At 54.8% G+C, this 16,693-nt stretch carries 13 protein-coding genes and 2 tRNA genes; 3 read left to right on the forward strand and 12 right to left on the reverse strand.

Translation table 11 applies throughout. The features are described 5' to 3' along the window. Positions 1-15: 15 nt before the first annotated feature. Positions 16-88, forward strand: a tRNA-Thr gene (locus F605_RS0103245). 158 nt (positions 89-246) lie between these two features. Continuing rightward, positions 247-2,499, forward strand: coding sequence for a heavy metal translocating P-type ATPase (locus F605_RS0103250; RefSeq protein WP_022864480.1), 2,253 nt, complete (start codon positions 247-249; stop codon positions 2,497-2,499). 38 nt (positions 2,500-2,537) lie between these two features. Here F605_RS0103250 and F605_RS09620 read toward each other — a convergent pair whose 3' ends face one another. Further along, positions 2,538-2,906 (reverse strand): hypothetical protein, encoded by a 369-nt coding sequence (locus F605_RS09620; protein ID WP_022864481.1) that lies wholly within the window; start codon positions 2,904-2,906, stop codon positions 2,538-2,540. Between the two features lie 188 nt (positions 2,907-3,094). Further along, positions 3,095-5,164, reverse strand: coding sequence for a choline BCCT transporter BetT (betT, locus tag F605_RS09625; protein ID WP_022864482.1), 2,070 nt, complete (start codon positions 5,162-5,164; stop codon positions 3,095-3,097). A 172-nt stretch (positions 5,165-5,336) separates the two neighbouring features. On the opposite strand from betT, the gene F605_RS0103265 reads away from it, so the two are divergent. Continuing rightward, on the forward strand, positions 5,337-6,380 hold the full coding sequence (locus F605_RS0103265) for a LacI family DNA-binding transcriptional regulator (protein ID WP_022864483.1): 1,044 nt from the start codon (positions 5,337-5,339) through the stop codon (positions 6,378-6,380). Positions 6,381-6,535: 155 nt separating this feature from the next. Here F605_RS0103265 and F605_RS0103270 read toward each other — a convergent pair whose 3' ends face one another. From F605_RS0103270 to F605_RS0103315, 10 genes are all read right to left on the reverse strand, one after another. Then, complete coding sequence (locus F605_RS0103270) at positions 6,536-7,315, reverse strand: hypothetical protein (RefSeq protein WP_022864484.1); 780 nt, start codon at positions 7,313-7,315, stop codon at positions 6,536-6,538. A gap of 17 nt (positions 7,316-7,332) precedes the next feature. Beyond that, complete coding sequence (locus F605_RS0103275; RefSeq protein WP_022864485.1) at positions 7,333-9,378, reverse strand: alpha-amylase family protein; 2,046 nt, start codon at positions 9,376-9,378, stop codon at positions 7,333-7,335. A 56-nt stretch (positions 9,379-9,434) separates the two neighbouring features. After that, the gene (locus F605_RS0103280) at positions 9,435-10,397 is read right to left on the reverse strand and encodes an ABC transporter permease (protein ID WP_022864486.1); all 963 of its coding nucleotides are present in this window, start codon (positions 10,395-10,397) and stop codon (positions 9,435-9,437) included. Continuing rightward, entirely contained in the window at positions 10,390-11,925 is a 1,536-nt protein-coding gene (locus F605_RS0103285) for a sugar ABC transporter ATP-binding protein (protein WP_022864487.1), read from the reverse strand. The genes F605_RS0103280 and F605_RS0103285 overlap by 8 nt, the downstream gene beginning before the upstream one ends. Continuing rightward, the gene (locus tag F605_RS0103290) at positions 11,922-13,076 is read right to left on the reverse strand and encodes a substrate-binding domain-containing protein (protein WP_022864488.1); all 1,155 of its coding nucleotides are present in this window, start codon (positions 13,074-13,076) and stop codon (positions 11,922-11,924) included. Before F605_RS0103290 ends, F605_RS0103285 begins: the two co-directional genes overlap by 4 nt. Before the next feature lie 494 nt (positions 13,077-13,570). Next, positions 13,571-13,933: a hypothetical protein gene (locus F605_RS0103295; RefSeq protein ID WP_022864489.1), complete on the reverse strand. Its 363-nt coding sequence runs from the start codon at positions 13,931-13,933 to the stop codon at positions 13,571-13,573. A gap of 74 nt (positions 13,934-14,007) precedes the next feature. After that, a tRNA-Pro gene (locus F605_RS0103300) sits at positions 14,008-14,081 on the reverse strand. Positions 14,082-14,199: 118 nt separating this feature from the next. After that, the gene (locus F605_RS09630; protein ID WP_022864490.1) at positions 14,200-14,589 is read right to left on the reverse strand and encodes a fluoride efflux transporter FluC; all 390 of its coding nucleotides are present in this window, start codon (positions 14,587-14,589) and stop codon (positions 14,200-14,202) included. After that, positions 14,586-15,107 carry a fluoride efflux transporter FluC gene (locus tag F605_RS10955; RefSeq protein ID WP_022864491.1) on the reverse strand — a complete coding sequence of 174 codons (522 nt, stop codon included), beginning with the start codon at positions 15,105-15,107 and terminating at the stop codon, positions 14,586-14,588. The genes F605_RS09630 and F605_RS10955 overlap by 4 nt, the downstream gene beginning before the upstream one ends. A gap of 17 nt (positions 15,108-15,124) precedes the next feature. After that, a complete protein-coding gene (locus tag F605_RS0103315; protein WP_022864492.1) occupies positions 15,125-16,690 on the reverse strand; it encodes an alpha/beta hydrolase in 1,566 nt (521 codons plus the stop codon). Positions 16,691-16,693 lie beyond the last annotated feature (3 nt).

The following is a 16,693-nucleotide window of genomic DNA, read 5'->3' on the forward strand; positions in this document are numbered from 1 at the left end:
TGCCTATGGCATTTTGCCGCTATAGCTCAGTTGGTAGAGCAACGCTCTCGTAAAGCGTAGGTCATCGGTTCAAGTCCGATTAGCGGCTCTGGTAGTTTCCTTTTCTACTTCACTATTTCTGCGCCCTCTTGCCTGGTTTTCGGCGCACACCCGCGCTAATGCTGCTGCCAGCTTACTTTTCGCCCTGGAAAAAATTGCTTTCTGGGTGATGAGGATGCAGTTAGGCTAGGGTGCAGGAGGTATCACTTGGCTAGCAGTATCGATAATCCCCAGAACCTGGAACTAAAAATCGGGGGCATGAGTTGTGCGGCATGTGCGGCACATATTGAAAAAGACCTCAATAAGATGCCAGGGGTGAACGCGACCGTTAACTATGCGACCGAGAAAGCCACTATTTCTCAAACCGGTGATTTTGACGCTAAAGATTTTATAAAAACCGTGGAAAATGCTGGTTATAGCGCGTTTACGGAAGAAGATTTAGTAAACGAGGACGGGCAGGAAAACGCGGCGGTAGGTGCAGCAGAGCTGGCGGGACTGAGGCGGCGCCTTATTATTTGCGCAATTTTAGCTACTCCTGTGATTGTGCTGGCAATGGTTCCGCCCCTGCAGTTCCCTTACTGGCAGTGGGTGTCCCTGGTGCTGACGATTCCGGTGGTGCTGTGGGGAGCTTACCCCTTCCACCGCGCGGCGTTCGTAAATGCTCGCCGCGCCACTACCACTATGGACACCCTAATTTCTCTAGGTACCCTAGCTGCCTTTATTTGGTCGCTATATGCCCTGTTCTTAGGGGATGCCGGCCGGGTGGGGATGACCCACGATTTCCAGCTACTTGCCCAACCGGGGGATGCCGCCAGTCACATCTATCTGGAAGTTTGTTCTGGGGTAACGGTTTTTATTCTGGGCGGACGCTATTTTGAGAAGCGTGCCAAGGTCCGGGCGGGGGACGCTCTTCGCGCTCTCGCAGAATTGGGCGCAAAAGAGGTAACCGTGCTCCGCGGGGGCCAAGAGGTTAAAGTCCCGATTGAGCAGCTCACCGCGGGCGAAGAATTTATTGCCCTGCCGGGTGAAAAAATAGCTACTGACGGAGAGGTCGTTTCCGGTAATAGCGCGGTTGATAACTCGCTACTTACTGGAGAATCAGTGCCGGTCGAGGTAGCTCCCGGAGACTCGGTTACGGGAGCGACTATCAACACCTATGGTCGCCTAATTGTTCGCGCCACTCGGGTGGGCGGGCAAACTCAACTCGCCCAGATTACTCGACTAGTGGAACAGGCTCAGGCCGGTAAGGCTCCAATTCAGCGTCTGGCTGATAGAATTTCCGCAGTTTTCGTACCGATAGTGATCGCAATTTCGCTGCTCACTTTAGCTATTCGGTTAATTATTGGAACCCCGGTTACCGCTTTTACTTGCGCGGTCGCGGTGTTAATCATTGCTTGCCCCTGCGCGTTGGGGCTTGCCACCCCCACTGCCTTACTGGTGGGAACTGGTCGGGGAGCGAACCTGGGGATTTTGATTAAGGGCGCCGAAATTTTGGAATCTACCCGGCAAATCGACACCGTCATCCTCGATAAAACCGGGACGGTAACCAGTGGCAATATGGAGCTAGTTAGCGTTTATCCCCGCGATAACTTCCGGATTTTACAAACCGCCGCCACCTTAGAGGGCGGCAGCGAACATCCCATCGCCAAAGCAATTACCCGCGCCGCCCGCGAGCAAGGACTTACCTCCCCTAGCAGCGCGGTGCCGGCAGATTTTACAAACTCCGCGGGTGGAGGGGTAAGCGGCACCGTTGAAGGGCAGCTTGTTTTGGCGGGAAACCAGCAGTTTATTACCGCTGCCGGCGCGAAGATCCCCGAAGAGATGCTCACAGCACTTAACCAGAGCAGAAGCCGCGGGGAAACCACTGTGCTGGTAGCGATTGCGGGCGAAGTGAAGGGGGTGCTGGGGGTTGCTGACCGCATAAAAGAAACTAGCCCCCAGGCGATCTCGCTGTTTAAGGAATTAGGGCTCACCCCGGTGCTCCTGACGGGAGACGGGGAAAAAGTAGCTCGCCAAGTCGCCAAGCAAGTGGGGATTACCGAGGTAATCGCCGAGGTCAAGCCGGAAGATAAAGTGGTGGCGGTTTTTCGCAAACAGGGACGGGGCGCTACCGTGGCCATGATCGGCGATGGCGTGAACGATGCTGCCGCCCTCACACAAGCAGATTTAGGGATCGCCATGGGTAGTGGAACCGATGTGGCGATTCAAGCTGCCGATATTACTTTGATGCGCCCCGATCTTTTGGCAGCAGTGGATGCGATTCGGCTTTCCCGGCGTACCCTAAAAATAATCAAAGGTAACCTGTTTTGGGCATTCGCCTACAATGTCGCCGCCATCCCACTGGCCGCACTCGGGTTACTTAACCCGATGCTCGCCGGAGCTGCTATGGCGTGTTCCTCGACGTTTGTAGTAGGAAATAGTCTGCGGCTACGCTCGTTTCAACCGGTAGAGGCCCATTAGTTGCCCTCGACCGGGCAATAAATACCTAACAGCGATTCCTACTGGGGCGGACGTTCCCCGTCTTGCCACACCCACTGGGGGCCGTCATTGTGGTAGCGAGGGCGATGCAAAATCCCCGATTCGTACTCAATCATTAGATTGGGGCCGTTTGCCCAGGCCTGGCCATCAACTACCAGACTCCAGCCGTGGGGATAGGGGCTTTGCCAAATCAAAGTAACATTCGGGTTAGCGGCGCCGTTACGCAAGGCCGAATCCCGGGCATTCCTGATTACCAGTCGCCCGTCCTCTAATATCGGATCCACGGTATGAACTTTTACGTGGGCACCATAGGGCAAAGTAATCAAAGACGCCGAATTAAAACAGGCCATAGCCTCCGGTAATCTGTACAGGGGCACCGGGATTGTCATCTATTTTCCTCTCTAAGCTACTGGCGATAGCGTCAACTTTGACCCTAGTTAACGGATCGCCCGATCCGCGAGCGTTACTGCCTACCAAGGTAACAATAGCGTCTCAAATCCTGTCTGTACTTGCAGTTTACCGGAAAACCCCGTCAGACGATAGGAAATGCCAAAGCCTCGACACCGCTTTCCCCGTTTTAGACGTCGTTAATACGCCAATAGTCCTGGTAACGATCGAAATGGTCAAAAGCATCATGAATAATGGCGCTACGTGAATACCCCATCACGTCATAGTCTTGATCATTATCGGGCAAATGCACTTCTAGGCGGGTAGAGCGCGGAGTACTGGGGGCAGAGCCGGCAAAAATAGTATTCGCGGTATCTACCGCCAAAATCCGGTATACAAACTGGTCAGGGCCTTTGAAAGCCGTTAACTTTAGGCGGTCATAGATACGGGTTTGGGGGTCGACCTGTTCCAGAGGATCATCATCTGAACGAACAACCTCGGCGGGAATCCCCTCTTTATTAAGTTCTGCAGCAAAGTCACGCAGAGCCGGTTCCGCCACTTTGTCCAGGTAAGCCTGGGCTTCTAGAGGGGTTACCTGTCCGAAAGTTCGCGAAATTCGGTCATGCCAATTGCTCTCCAACCTGCCGGCGATAGAACCGGTTCCCGCCAGGATATTGCGGGCAGAGTGGGCGCGCAGCTGCCGGGCACGGCGATCTTGTTTTAGCGCTCGTGCCAGACCAATCATCACTAGAATCATCACTATTGAGAAGGGAAGGCCCATGATGATGGTGGCGTTTTGTAGCGCCGGGATACCCCCTACTATCAACATCCCGATAGTTAACAGCCCGGTTACCCCCGCCCAAAAAATTCGCAGCCAACCGGGAGCATCGGAACGTACCGTCGGGAGGAATGAGGACAGGTTCGCCATAATGAGGGCGCCCGAGTCCGCAGAGGTTACGTAAAATAGCAGACCTACGAAGGTAGCTAGCCCCATAATGAATACCGCCGCCGGGCATTGTTGCAAAAGCAGATAAAACCCCATTTCGGGGGCTTTTAGGGTGGCCTGCGCAAAGGATTTATCTCCGCTGCGAATCAGGTCAATGGCGGCGTTACCAAAGATGGCCACCCACATGAGGACGTAGGAGAAGGGAATCAGCATGGTGCCCACTACAAATTCTCGCAGGGTACGCCCTCGGGAAATCCGCGCCAAGAACATTCCTACAAAGGACGCCCAGGCCACCCACCACGCCCAGAAAAACAGCGTCCACGCCGACATCCAGGCGCTTACGTCTGAATAGGCAAAGGTTTCGAGGGCGCGGCGCGGGAATGACCATACAAAGTCCCCGATATTCATCACAATAGCGTTAAGCAGGAAATCTGTTCTCCCGGTGATGAAAACCCAGGATGCCAGAAACAGCGCTAATACCACGTTGAGTTGGCTAAGGAAACGGATTCCTTTATGGATACCAGTGGTGGCCGAGACGGTAGCTATGGCTACCGCAAGGATCACCAGTCCCACCTGCGCGGGAATCCCCTGGTCAATCCCGAACAGGATTTCCAGCCCCACATTAAGCTGTACTACCCCGATTCCCAGGGTGGTGGCCACCCCGAAGATAGTTCCCAGGATGGCGGCTCCGTCAACGGTGTGCCCCAGCGGGCCGTTGAGTTTGTCTCCAAAAATCGGGTAGAGAGCGGAGCGTACTGAGAGCGGTTGCTTACGGCGATAAGCGAAATACCCTAAAGCCATCCCCATCAGGGCATACATCCCCCAACCGGTGATGCCGTAGTGGAAAAGAGTCCAAACTGTGGCCTCTCGGGCGGCCTCGATAGTTTCCCCCTTCCCCACGGGAGGCTGCATATATTGGCTGACCGGGCCAGCTACGGAAAAAAATAAGATATCGGTGCCGATACCGGCAGCAAAGAGCATGGATGCCCAGGAGAAGGTCGAAAATTCGGGACGGGAGTTAGGCGGTCCCAGGCGGGTTTCCCCATAGCGGGAAAACCCCAAGAAAAATACGAAAACTAGAATGATGGCAGCTAGGGCAATATAAAACCAGCCGAACCATTTCGAGATCGCCCCGACCGCAACTCCCAGTACTTCAGCGGCGCTAGTGGGTGAAATCAGTGCCCACAGAGCTATAGCTAGAATTCCCGCTGAGGACCCTAAAAAGACCGGGAAATTCACTTTCGCATCTGGCCAGATAGCTTCCGACAGAGGGGCTTCCGGTTCATTCGCGGTTTCGCCTAAAGATTGGCTCATAGGAAACTATCCATCCCGTATTGTGTCTGCTCAGCATCTTAAAAATGATGCCTGGTGGTATCTCTAGGCTAAAATACCAGGTTCATAACCCCAAAGATTTACCGATATCAAGATGGAAAACGGGACAACCTACGAAAGTGGCGGACAACCGCTTAGTAGTAGAGTTACTTATATGTCTTCTCCACCTAGCAAGCGACGTCCAACTCTCCATGATGTTGCCCGTCTAGCTGGGTGCTCCTATCAGACCGTCTCGCGTGTGGTTAATGATCAGGGAGCCGTGCATCCGGATACTCGCGAGCGAGTACTTGCCGCAATCGCTGAGGTAGGCTATAGGCGTAATGTCGCCGCTGCGGCTCTGAAGACTGACCGACCCGGTAGTATTGGGGTGGTTACTGACTCATCCTGGCACTACGGCCCCATGGGAGCTTTGCGAGGTATCGAAAACGCCGCAAGAGAAGTTGGGAAACATATCATCCTATCCGTCAACGACGAAGACTCCTTCGGATCACTCGAGTCAACTCTCGACACTTTCCGTGATGCCTACGTTGACGGTCTTATCGTCATCGCTCCGCTCGTGCGAGAAGCCGAACTCGCCTTGGCCTCCATCGGGAACACCGGGTGGGCCAGCGTACTCCCCATTGTTGTCCTCGCTGCTGACCCCGCCCCTATTCCACACGCCATCGTGGTCTCGGAAGACCAATATGAGGGCTCCGTGCGAGCCGTGGAACATCTAATTAGTCTCGGTCACCAAAACATCGCCCATGTGGCTGGCGCTCAGGAATGGCTGGATGGCCAGGTTCGCCTCAAAGGCTGGCGAGACACCCTGGTGGCCCACGATCTATCCGTACCCGAAGCCATTATCGGTGATTGGTCGGGAGAAAGTGGATATCAGGCTGGATGCCGCATCGCAGACTTGAATCCTCGCCCCACAGCCGTATTCGTAGCTTCCGACCTGATGGCGCTCGGTTTGCTCCGGGCACTTAATGAGCACGGCCTCCGCGTACCGCAAGACATCAGCATCATTGGTTTCGACGATCATGAGTTCGCGTCCCAATTCGACCCTCCGCTCACCACCGTGCGACAGGACTTCGTGGCTCTGGGGCGGCTATGCGTGCGCAGCCTCCAGGATCCGGAATGTTATCCCCGGAGCACCATCTCACCCAACCTCATCGTTAGGACAAGCACTGCTCCACCTTCCAGCCTCAAGATCGTATGAAGATATGTGGGCAGGAGGCCAATAGGCGCCATTAACCCCGAGGATGCAGCTGCCCCCCCCATATGGGTGAGAGTCCAGCAGACCGAGACTTGGTGCCACAATGTGAAATGGCCGGGACCTCGAAGAGATCCCGGCCAAATTCCTATCCTATGAGATTAGCCGACGCGTTCCACCTGGAAGTCGTCACCCAGCTCACTTACGACCGCAGCCTTGTCCTCAGCGGCCAAGAATCGCTCAGCAGCCTCGCGGGTACAGCTGACTACCAGCTTAACATCGCCCTCGCGACCATTGGCGAAGGAAACCAGACGCTGCGTCACGCCAGCCCGATCACCCTTGATGTCAACCAAACTCGGATCGGCGGTACCGATCGAGATAACCTTCCGGTCCTGATCAAACCGCAGGATGAGGCTAGTCCACAAGGAGTTGTCGTCATGCACAGCCAGCACCAAAGTGCTGTTCGGGCTCACGAACGCATTCGCGGCCGCCACCACTGCGTCATGAGAAGCGCCTAGCTTCCACTGCAGACCCAGGGTCTGATCAGCAGGTTCGGGAGCAGTCACGATCGTTGACTTGTAGCGATCACGCAGCAAGCTCCAGGAGCGGCAAACGTAGACATCGAGGTCCTCGTCCGCGTCCCAGGCGTTTTGGTACTCGGCAAAGTACTCGTCCATAGCATCTCGCTCCGCCACCATGACGAAATCGACCTGGTCGCGGTTGGCAGCGTACAGAGCGTCAGCAGCAGCCTGCAGATCATCGACCTGCGTAGGAGCTTGCGCTACTTCCGCGCCTTGGGTGTGGCGGCACTTAACCACCTTTCCCTTTTCCAAAAGACACACGATCCTGCGGGCTCCCTTGGCGGAACGCAGCAGCAGGTGCTGCGCATTGCGCCACTGGTCCACGTCCAGATCGGCCATTAAAACATCACCGTGAAGCATTGTAGTTCCTTTCAGCTCTATAGCGAGCAGTCGTAGACATTAATTGAGTAGGCGGGCATAGAAGCCGACAACTGGCTGCCCTGGGTAGTACCCGGCTGGCCGGACCACAGTTCGGTGGCCTTTTCGACCTCGAAGGGTAGTTCGACACGGGCCTCAATGGCCTCGGCTGTCGGGTTGGCGATAAACACCACGCGACGCTTGGGATCGTCTTTATCCAGGTGAACCACCACGTCGAGACGGGCGTCGCTCTTGTTTACGGCGGAAACTTTAGCCGCGGCGCAAGCCTGATCGAGGACGCTGGCGGCGTCATCTCCACTCTTAACGACGAACCAATTGCCCTTACCGGATTCAACGGCATCCTTGAGGATAGTGCAGGGGTTCATCAGGGAGTCCAGCTCGGGTAGCTTCGGACCAACGACCGCGCAGCCGCCACCGGCTACGAAGTCCACCAGAGCCTGCTGAATCTTCGCATCCAGGTAGTCGAGGGTTGGCAGCACGACGATGCTGCGTTCGCCCCAACGCGAGGGATCGAGATCCGTATCGGAGATCACGAAGTCGTGACCACCGGCCGATAGAGCCTCGAAGCAAGCGCCGAAGGCCTTACTCTTCTCCAACTGTACTGGCGCATCGAAGCCCAGATTGTCCTCACTGATGGTCAGCGGGTTAGCGTACTCGCTGAAGCCTGAGGGGGTCTCCAAGAAGTCACCGGGGAAGGAGACCAACACGGAGGCCGCCTCGAGCCGATCGTATTCGCGGTTTGCCAGGAGCAGTACCTTCGCATCACGACGCAAGGAGGTAAAGCTGTTCTCGGACTGCATTCGGTTGGCATTGCTGAACATCTTCTCGTGGTCTTCGCGAACCCGACCATCACGACGGATAGGAGAGTCTAGCCAGCGGTCGCGCTCCACCAGCATGTAGCGGCTGAAGCCCTTGATGCCCTGCATCAGTGCAGCCTTGGTAACGAACTCCTCGTCGTAAATCTCGCCTGGGTTCAGGTACCAGGGCCACACACCGGCGATGAACTCCGGGATGTAGGGGAAGCGGCTGGTTCCCACCACATACGAACCAACGGTCTTGACGTGGCTGTAGAGTTCCTTGCGGGAGTAAATGTCGAAGCCGACAAAATCAAGCTTCTCTTCCAGCTTGGCGATGTTGAAAGGAGTGGTGAAGCCAGAAGCGGCGCCACCCGGACCGAGCGGGTGCGGGTAGTTGTGGAATAGCGCGATCTGATCTAGGCCACGCTCACGCATCATGTCGGCAAGGCGATCCATCGAAATGATCAGGTACTGCTCACGGTATTCAATCCAGTCAGCTAAGACCGGAATGTCATGCTTGCTCTTACCTTCGAAACGCCGCGGCGGGTCAATCTCGCCCTCGCTGCTATAGGAGGTGCCGTAGGCCTTGTTGATGCTTGCCAGGTCACCGTACTTGTCAAGCAAGAAGGTGCGGTACTGCGCCAAGGACTCTTCGGAGTAGTCGGCAGCGTACGCGTTGATGCAGAAGAAGTACGCCATCTCGTTATCAACCTGAGCTGCAACAATACCGCCCTTGGGGTAACAGTGACGAGCCAGGATCTCACAGATTGCGTCGTACCAGAGTGCGGTCTCTTCGTAGAATTCATCGGCCGCGTAGTTGACAGCGGGGATGGGCTTAGGCACCTGGGTCAGGACGGTCCGTCCTCCCTTGGCGTTGCGCATCTGCAACCGCTCGTTCTCGAGTATACGTTTGGGGTATCCGAACCAGGTTAGCTCGGAGTTGATCTGCGGTCCGGGACGTACGATTACCCGGAACTCTTTTTCTTCACATAGGGTCAGGAAGGCGTCAATATCCTTGTTTCCTGAGAAGTCGAAGACTCCCTTTTCTACTTCGTGAATTTCCCACGGGATGTAGATCGAGATCATGTTGAATCCCATACCTTTGACGGATTCCAGGATTTGATCCCACTTGTCCCGGTCAAGCCTCCAGTAGTGTACGGCACCGCCGTACAGCGAGACGGTCTCGCCATCAACCTTGAAGGCGCTCTTGCCAACCGACACAGGCCGGTTGTCTGTTTGCTTCTCCATAGTTCTTCCTTTCTTCTGTTACTGCGGAGAGTCCTGTATTCCTGCTTGTTAGGCGGCTAGTCTTTGCGTGCCAGGGCGACTGCCAGGATGATGATTATGCCCCGGATGATTTGCTGTTGAGAGGTATCGAGTCCGGCCAAAATGAGGCCATAGTTAATCGTCGCCATGAGCAATGCACCGAAGAAGGTGCCGACAACGGAGCCACGACCACCAGCAAGTGCGGTACCGCCCAGGATTACTGCGGCGATAGCGTTCATTTCGTCACCGGCACCCCACTGGAAACGACCAGACATGAGGCGACCAGCGTAGAGCATACCGGCCACGGCTGCTCCCATCGAGCAGATCAGCATTACCCGGAAACGTACCCAAGAAGTACTGATACCGGAGTACTCTGCGGCTACAGGATTGGCGCCAGTCGCCAGAATTTGGCGTCCGAAGCGCATTTTCTTGAGCACTATGGCGCCACCCACGACAAAGAGCAGCATCCAGATGATCAACCCGGGGATGGGGCCGATATTCCCGCCACCGAAGTTAGCGATGTAGTTCATGTCTAAAATAGGTACCGGCGCGGAGTCGGTAATCCATTGGGCGATACCGAAGGTTATGCCCATCATGGCGAGCGTCACCAAGAAGGACGGGATTCGGACAAAGGCCACGAGGGCGCCGTTGATACTGCCGACGACCGCCCCTAGAGCCAGTCCTGCAAGGATGCCGGGCACTAACCCATATTGAGACAGTGCCATGGCTGTCACCACGGAGGCGAGACCCGCGACCGAGCCGACGGATAAGTCAATTTCTGCGGCCGCGATCACCAGTGTCATCCCGACGGCGATCACCGAGACGATGGCCGCTTGACGGAGGATGTTCCAGAAGCTGGCTGTGGACAGGAAGCCCTGATCGCGCAGCAGCACCGAGAAGATGATCAAAACGGCTACGAAACCGACATAGATGATATCCCGACGCCAGTCGAAGCTGAAGCGCTTTCTGGCCACCTTGGCGGGGACTGTTGAATCACTCATGGTTCACTCCTTGAACTGCTAGTTCTAGTGCCTGCTCGTCGATAGTTTCGGACGCGGTGAGTTCGCGCTCAACAGTGGACTCGCGCATCAGGAGCAGGCGATCGCTCATGGCGAGTAGTTCGGGATATTCGGAGGAAATAACGATCACCGCGTGGCCTTCGGCCGCAAAGTTACGAATAGTCTCGATGATCTCTGATTTGGTTCCGATGTCGACACCGGCAGTGGGTTCGTCCATCACCAGGACTCGCGGGTTACGGCTAATCCACTTGGCGAGCACGATCTTCTGCTGGTTGCCGCCGGACAGTAACGAAGCACGTGCCTCTGGGCGCGCCACCTTAATGCGGAACTCCTCGATCAGTTTGCCAGCCAGGCCGCCCAGGGCGCGATCATTCACCCATCCAAGGCGAGAGTTTTCCGCCAAGTGAGGCAATTGGAGGTTACTGTTGACCGAGTGCCCTAGTACCAGACCTTGGCGTCGGCGATCCTCGGGAACCAGTACCAATCCTTGCGACAGCGCCTCCCCGGGTTTACTGATCTTTACCTCGCTCCCATCTATGCGCACAGTTCCAGCAGTCATCTGGTCGATGCCAAACAGGGTACGAGCCAATTCAGTGCGGCCGGAGCCCATAAGGCCAGCCAGCCCGAGAACCTCACCCTCATGGACTTCGAAGCACACATCATGTAGCCCATTGTTAGCGGCCAGACCCTTTACTGAGAGTACAACCGGACGTTCAGCACAGTCCCGGTTGGGAGCAGCTGCCATGGCTACATTACGACCAACGATGCCTTCGACGATTTCCTCTGGTGTGATTTCCGACAGTGGGGATGTGAGCAGGTGTTTACCATTGCGCAGGATCGTGATGCGATCTGCGATTTGATAGACCTCCTCCATCCGGTGGGAGATATAGACGATGGAGATACCTTCGGCGGTAAGGCGTTCGATCAGTTCGAACAGCGACTTTGTTTCGTGTCGCGCAAGAGCTGCCGTAGGTTCATCCATTATCAGTACCCGCGCATCCTCGGCCAGAGCTTTCGCGATCTCGGTCAGCTGCCAGTAGGCCGTGGATAACGAGGACATTTTCGCTGTGGGGTCTACCTCGACCTGCATGCGCTCGAAGATTTCCTGAGAACGACTGATCATTTGTTTGTCGTCGATCATGCCCCCGCTGCGAGGCTCATCATTAAGGAAGATGTTTTGCGCTACGGTCAGGGTGGGCACCAAGCTGAACTCTTGGAATACCATACCCAGACCGGCTCGCTTCGCATCATGGATATTCCCAAAGTGGCACTGCTTACCAGCAACCTCGATTGTCCCCTTGTCCAGGGAGTAGACTCCCTGGAGGATCTTCATCAACGTCGATTTGCCAGCGCCATTACCCCCTGCCAGGGCGTGAACTTCCCCCGCGACGATTTCAAAGTCAACGTCGTCGAGAACTTTCACACCAGAGAAGGATTTCTGGATCCCTCTCATGGCCACCAAGGGTTGCGGGTTGCTTATATCCCGTTTGGTGTCAGCCGCGGCACTCACTTCTTCATCGCTTTCTTCAGATCAGCTGGAGGCTCAGAGTTATAGACCTGCTTCCACGCCTTAAGCACGTTCTCGTGTGATACCGGCAAAGCATTTAGCGCTACATAGGAGGGAGCCTTCTTGCCAATCAGCGCCCCGGCGCCGATACGAGCCTCAGCAACACCCTGCTGGTACGGCTGCTGGGCACCAAGACCGACAACTAGTTGGTCTTGAGCCAAGGCGATTGCCACGTTTGTTCCGAGATCCTCGGTAGCGATCTTGAGGTCAGTGCGGCCGGCAGAACGGGCAGCAGCCATCACGCCTTCAGCGGGGACATCCCATACTGCCCAGATACCCGCTAACTTAGGGTTCTGGCTGATCATCGCGTCTGCTACTTTTTGCGCGTCTCCAGCGAAGTCGGGGCCGGCAATCCCTTGCTTCTTAACGATCTTAATGTCCGGGTATTCCTCTTCGATAACCTTGGTGAAACCTTCGTAACGTTGACGGGTAACGAAGAAGTCCGCGGAGTGGTAAATGACTCCGATCTCTCCCTTGCCGCCTAGCGCCTTGGCTAGCAAGTGAGCAGAAACAACGCCATTACCAAAGTTGTCAGCGCTCACGATCGATTCGTAGTCCACGCCAGCTTTCAATCCCTTGGGAACGTTGTCCATGAAGACGAGCTTCGCGCCGCTTTCCGCGACCTTACGGTATGCGCCAGCCGTAGCTACCGGGTCGGTGGGAATAGATACCACAATATCGGGGTTCTTGGCGAGTACTGTCTCGATGTTGGAGACTTGCTGACCCGGGTTGAAGTTCGCGTCGGTGACCGCGATAACGTCGATGCCTAACCGAGCGAACTCGGCTTTAAGCCCCGCGATCTGGGCATTAGCCCAATCGTTGCCAGCATAGTGCATCACGAGGGCAGCAGTGGCCTTCTTTGCTTTAACTTGTTCTATTTCTTCATCGGTGAGTTCAACAGCCTTAGCCGTGACGGGATTCTCTCCGTTCGGCCCCTTACTGAACACTTTGCCCTCTACTTCCTTAAGGGCGGCATCTGCCTTACTTGCGACCTGAGTGTCAGCTTTTTCGCTGCTTCCAGACTCGACTGTGCAGGCCGTTGTGCTGCCGACAATTGCCAAAGCAGCAGCGATAAGCAATGCCCTTTTCTTCATAATAGTTCTCCTTTGAACTGTGAGACTTCTCAAGTTCCGATCCGTGAAGGCGGAACCTGTTATCCCCATTGTGAACGTTCACACTTAAGATGTCAAGACCTTTTTTAAAACATTTTTGGATTAATACCTAAATTACGTGTATAAATTTTTTATTTTTTGGGATTTGATCAGGGGTTATGACGCTTGGAATAAACCATGAAAAATCCACTACGCTACCCACTTCGATTTCCACAAGTATTATGTATACAACGTTCGTTGATTACGTGTTTTCGCCAAGCTTTTTGTTGGGTTGCCTACAAAAGCCCTATCGTTGCAAGCACTCAATGAGGCGGTCGTGTCAGCTAAGGACAATGCGGGTCTATACATCATTTAGAGCTTTTTATCGTCGATGTCAGCGCTAAACAAGCATTGCTGCAGTCAGCTAGCTTGCGCTAGCTGACTGCAGCAATGGAAATTAGCGATCAGACTTAACCTGACCTTCGCTAACTGGATCTTTATTCCATTCGCGTACCAATCGCGACCTGGGATGCTGCATTAGCTTCCCGGATACGATCAGTCAGGTCGGAGTAGAACTCATCGTAGGGATCCTTAATACCCCAGCCTCTACCAAGGTTCTCAATGTACCCACACCAGTGCCAACCGATGATCCAAGGTTCGGCCATGACTCTGGCAAGTCCTTGTGCATAGTCCTCACCCCGCTCAGCATGCGTTTGCATGTCACTCGTGCGGTGCGGGTTCATATCAGTGGGAACCCAGTTTCCGATATCGGCGATTACCACGGGCTTACCTGAGATTTCATGCCACCGACGGAGGTCAGAAATCATCGCCGTGTATTCTTCCTCGGGGTATTCGGCCACTCGCCTACGACCCCTTCCTCACTCAACACAAAAGGGAGAAAAACTTTCGTTTCTCTCCCTTTCGGTCTCGCTCGTCGGGGTGACAGGATTTGAACCTGCGACCTCTTCGTCCCGAACGAAGCGCGCTACCAAGCTGCGCCACACCCCGCGTAACTCCCATATTGTAGGCAGACCCTCGGTAAATCTAAAAATCACCTGCCTAGATTTCGGCGGATGTCACACAAAAATCAGACCTGAAACCAGAAAATCCCATCTGGAAGTAGAAATCAGAATAGGAAACTACCGAGGGCGAGCCCGACGACCGCTGCCAGTAGCGAGAGCGACCATACCAGCAGCAACGCCCCCCAGGCGCGGCGCCAATTTCCCCGTTCCATAACCGAAAAAATATCGAGCACGAAAGTTGAGAAAGTAGAAAATCCCCCCAAAAATCCGGTAGCTAGCAGGGCATAGACCCGGCTATCAGAGCGCAGATCACCACTGGCCACCGCAGCAATCAGCATCCCGCCCAGCAGACAGGCCAGCACGTTCACTAGGGCGATCCCACCAGCAGGATGGCGTTTTTCTAGCTTTAACCAAGTCACGTCGATTCCCCAACGGCAAAGCGCCCCCACTCCACCGCACGTACCTAACGTGAGCGCAAACCCCAACCCGTTCATGAGCGATCCTGCCCTCGGCCGCTCTTGGCACGTCCTCCTGGAGCATCTTTAGTCGCCAGCCGGTACCCAACACCGGCAAGCACCACCCCGATTACCAGAAGAATTATCGCTAATGTAGCGGCAGGATAAAACTGGCCGTTTAGTGCCCAAAAGCCACGATCTAGACCTGGAACCCCGCCACTAACCGCGGAGATTCCGAAAGCCGAAAAAGTGGTGAAAGCTCCTAAAAACCCGGTGGTGATCCCCAGTTTTACCGGAGTTCCCAAACGGTGCAGGCCAGTTCCTTTCCGATTAGCCCGGGTTTTGAAATATCCCAGCAGGAAAGCCCCCAACAAATTAGCGACAATCACCCCAAAAGTTAATGCCGACCAGGTAAAATAACTTTCTGAAATCGGCAAAGTCAAAGTATCTAGCCCCCAGCGTGCCAAAGTTCCCGCCATGCCACCTAGGAAAATAGCGACAGCATCAGCCCCTATCCGCCGGGCAGGATACTGAGCGGAATCATGGGATTTATTCATCGCTTATCCCCTTTACCTTAATCGTCACAGGTAACATCACTATCCGGTAAAACTCCCCCTACCAGGTAATTATCTACGGTTTCTTGCACACAATCCGAGCCTAAACCGTAAGCAGTATGGGAATAGGATTTCCAAGTCAGCAGCCGCGAGGCAGGGATTTGCCGGTGTACCGATTGTGCCATTTCATAGGGCGTGGCCGGGTCGTTGGTATTTCCCACTAGCAAAATGGGTTGCGTCCCCACAATCTTCACTTTTTCCCGTTTCGCGGTAGCCTTCCAAGGCCAGGCCGCGAGCGCATACTCTCCATAGGCCATCGAAGATCCCATCAAGGGGAAGTCCCGCACTAGTTTTTGTCCGCGCTGATCCCACTCTTTTTGAGTACCTTCCACCGGATAATCGGCACCGTTAATCGCAATAAACGCATCTAAAGCATTGTTCTCAAACCTGCCGTCAGCACCCCGCTGATTAAGCAGATCCGAGATTTTTAATAGGGGAGCGCCATCGCCTTTCAACGCCGCTTGCAGCCCCTCGAGCAGGGAAGGATACAGAGTTTCGTAATAGAGCATCCCCACCGCTGCCCCAAAGGCTAAAGCCCCATTTAGCGGGCGGGCAGAATCTTTAGTAGGAATCGGAGAGGCATCGGCGGCTTTAAAAAACCGTTGCAACCGTTTCATACCGGCTGCGGTAGTGTCCCAGGGGCAATCCTTACCCTCTCGGGCGCACCAGGCCGCAAAGTTAGTAAACGCCGCCTCGAAACCTTTGGCTTGCGCCAAAGATACTTCCCCATAGGAGTAAGCACCATCCAAAATCCCGTCTAATACCAGGCGTCCCACATTCTTCGGAAATAGTTGCGCATAGGTAACCCCCAGGAAAGACCCATAGGAATACCCCAGGTAAGAAAGTTTTTTATCCCCGAGGACGGCTCGCAAAATATCTAAATCTCGCGCGGCAGAAACGGTATCAAGATACCGCGCCAAGTCGGCGCTCTTTCCCTGACAGCGCTGGGCGAACTCTTTCATATCGGCTATGGAACGTTCCCGTCCCGCGGCAGTGCCCAGATCCAGGCTTTCGGCAAGGGACTCATCTTTTTGCGCATCCGTGGTGCACTCTATGGGATGCGAGCGGGAGACTCCCCGCGGATCGAATCCCACCACATCAAAGGTGGAAAACACCTGCTCCGAAAACATATCTTCCGAGTTTTTTAGCAGGTCAACCCCAGATCCTCCCGGTCCGCCTGGGTTGATCAGCAGGCTCCCTAAGCGTTTTTCGCTCGCCCGGCTACGCGCCAACGCCAACTCAATATCTTCCTTCTGGGTGTCGCCATAATCCAGAGGTACTTTCACCCGCGCGCATTGATAATCCTTCAAGTCGCTTTCCTCGCAGGGCGCCCAGGAAACTTTTTGCTGATAGTAGCTTTCCAGTCCAGCAGGAATGGCCGTAGCTTGCCCGGTTAAAGAATTAGTTTTGGAGGCAGCGGAAGGAGGCACTCGGGTATCAGCTTTCCCCCCGACGCTACAGGCTGATAGCGCCAAGCAACCGGCAAAAACCATTGCCAACAGTATTGACAGTTTGTGTTTAACCATAAA

This window comes from Varibaculum cambriense DSM 15806, from assembly GCF_000420065.1.
Lineage (GTDB): Bacteria > Actinomycetota > Actinomycetes > Actinomycetales > Actinomycetaceae > Varibaculum > Varibaculum cambriense.